Source organism: Micromonospora sp. NPDC047753, assembly GCF_040642735.1.
Lineage (GTDB): Bacteria > Actinomycetota > Actinomycetes > Mycobacteriales > Micromonosporaceae > Micromonospora.
Genome location: NZ_JBEYSL010000721.1, coordinates 1 through 2,531, shown reverse-complemented (window position 1 = coordinate 2,531; position 2,531 = coordinate 1). Strand labels below are relative to the sequence as shown.

The following is a 2,531-nucleotide window of genomic DNA, read 5'->3' as shown; positions in this document are numbered from 1 at the left end:
CTCGCCCCGGAACCGGAAGCGGCGAGGAAGGTGACCGGCTGCTCCGGCGTGCCGGACGTGCCGATCGTGACGCGCTCTGAGGGCCGGCACCTCCCACACCGCGTTCATCGACACCACCCCAGCGGACGCACCCAGGGTGCGGTTCTTCACCAGCACCGGGAAGCTCCCGAACTGCGGGCACGGCACCATCGCCGCGCAGGCCGTCCTGCTGGACCGCAGCGGCGCCACGGAGCACCACGGCCGCCAGCGCAGCGGAGGCCGCACCTTCGCCACGACCGCCACCCGGCGCCAGGACGGCATTGAGGTCTGGTTCGACCAGGGCGTCATCGCCTTGTCCGACCATGCCGACGCGACTGGCGGTGGCATCATCGCGGCCCTCGGCCTGGAACGAGCGGACATCGCCGCCGACCTACGGGTCGCGTCGCCGGGCATGCCACGACTCCTCGTCCCCGTTCGGGATCGCCGCACACTGCTGTCCATGCAGCCCGACTTCGATCGGCTGGCAACCGAGTGTCGGCTACTCGGGTATCTCGGCTGCTTCGCCTACGAGCTGCCCCCGAATGCAAGAACGGGCGCAGCTCGGATGTTCGCCCCAGCGATCGGCGTTGACGAGGACATCGCAAACGCCAACAGTGTCGGCTGCCTCGCCGCTCACCTGCTCGACACATCCGGCAACAGCGCGATCGAAATCCACCAGGGCGACACGCACCAGAGCCCGTCGTCGGTCTTCGCCAGCGCGACACACACCGCAGACGGCATCGTCGCCAGAATCGGCGGAATGGTTGACCTCAGCCCGCCGTAGCACCACCGTCCATCTGCGCGCGCCAGCCGCCTCCACCCACGACTGGCACCCAGGACCGTCACTAAGTGCGACCTTCGACCAGCGCAAAGCCGCGACCAAAGAGTTCGGCAGCGCGTGCGGATGATCCCAATTTGAGGTACGGAGCCAGACCCGCCGGGTTCGGCCGCCCTGCTCTGCACTGCGGACCCTGCAGATTCCATGCAGCCTGGGTCAGCAGTGACAAGGCGCAACCACCGCACCCATGACCGGTGTACTCCGGTCTGAGGCCGAACGTGTCCAGTTCCGCTGCCTGTGTTTACTCGGTGGCGTGGCTGGCAGGCGGCAGCGCAGGATGACCGGGTGGCACCAGCCGAAACAGTCCTCTCCGATCTTCGTGATGCGTGGAGTCCTGCGCTGGCCGGCAGGCTTCTGGGCCTTTACCTGCACGGCTCGCTTTTAGTCGGCGACTTCGCTCCCTGTACTTCGCTGCTGTACTGCCAGGTCGAGGAGGTCCAAAGAAGACGATCATCAGCATCCACATCGCCGAGATCCAGATTGACCAGATCACGCCGCATTCGCTCGGCAACCTGGTGTGGCGGGCCGTGGCTACACTGACGCCTCCAAAGCCCCTGCTCGGCAACGGAGAGGGAGGCGCGATGGTCAATCCGCTGTTGGACGCCGAGGATGCGCGGGAGCGCCTGGAGGCATGGCAGGCCAATGCCGTGCGTCGGGCCGCCGACACGCAGGCCGTCGCTGCCGGCTTGCGCGCGCTGCGGGTCGCGGCCACCGACGCCCACGGGATCGTCGACGTCACCGTCGACTCCACGGGGGCGATGGCCGACGTCCGGCTCTCCGCGCGGGTGCAGCGCGTGAGCCTGGAGCAGACGCAGCAGGCGATCATGGGCGCCTATCGCAATGCGCGGGTCAAGCTCGCCGAGGCCGCCGCCGAGGTCGTGCGGGAGACGGTCGGCGCCGACTCGGCGACCGGCCGGGCCCTGCTGGCCGGATTCCGGACCGCCGACACCGAGGACGAAGAGGGGCGTTACTGATGCACGGGGGGTTCGAGGTCGACGTCGAGGCGCTGCGCGCGCACGCCACGGCCATGTTGGCCATTCACGACCGCTTCGCCGCCGTCAAGGCCGCGAGCGGCACCATCTTCCAGGCCGACGATGCCTACGGGCAGCTCTGCCAGTTCTTACCGCCCATCCTGGAGGGACGCCACCGGGACCAGGACAAGGGCGTGGACATGCTCGCCGAGAACATCGCGCTGCTCGCCGCGGGAATCAAGAGAACCGCCGACGCCTACGAGCGGACCGAGGAGTCGACCACCGACGGCTTCAACTCCTTCCACTCCGCGACCTGAGCCAGCCCGGCGTTATCTCATGAGCAACCCACTGGTCGCCACGACCTCCGACATCCCTTCGACCAGCGGCGCGCACCGCGACGGTTGGACCGGCCTGCCGCTTGCCGACGACTACATGGGCATCAAGGACGCCATCGACTCCGGCAGCTGGATCGACGGCTCAATCGCGGGCTTGGGCGCCGCTCTCGACGGGGCGGCCATCGCCATCGACCCGTTCAGCACGCTCCTGTCGATGGGCATCGAGTGGGCCATCGAGCAGGTCGAGCCACTGAAGCAGGCACTCGACTGGCTCGCCGGTGATCCCCAGACCATCGAGACGCACGCCATGACCTGGGACAACATGGCCAATGAGCTGTTCTCCATCGCCGAGGACCTCAAGGCGCGGCT

The 2,531-nt window shown here is 68.1% G+C and carries 3 protein-coding genes and 1 pseudogene; all 4 read left to right on the top strand.

The genetic code is table 11. From position 1 onward, the window contains the following. Positions 1-76: 76 nt before the first annotated feature. Positions 77-802 (top strand): PhzF family phenazine biosynthesis isomerase, encoded by a 726-nt coding sequence (locus ABZ749_RS33710; protein ID WP_357235104.1) that lies wholly within the window; start codon positions 77-79, stop codon positions 800-802. Between the two features lie 635 nt (positions 803-1,437). Beyond that, entirely contained in the window at positions 1,438-1,830 is a 393-nt protein-coding gene (locus tag ABZ749_RS33705; protein WP_357235100.1) for a YbaB/EbfC family nucleoid-associated protein, read from the top strand. Then, positions 1,830-2,144 carry a type VII secretion target gene (locus ABZ749_RS33700; RefSeq protein ID WP_357235097.1) on the top strand — a complete coding sequence of 105 codons (315 nt, stop codon included), beginning with the start codon at positions 1,830-1,832 and terminating at the stop codon, positions 2,142-2,144. Before ABZ749_RS33705 ends, ABZ749_RS33700 begins: the two co-directional genes overlap by 1 nt. Before the next feature lie 19 nt (positions 2,145-2,163). Next, positions 2,164-2,531, top strand: a pseudogene (locus ABZ749_RS33695) (hypothetical protein); the annotation flags it as partial.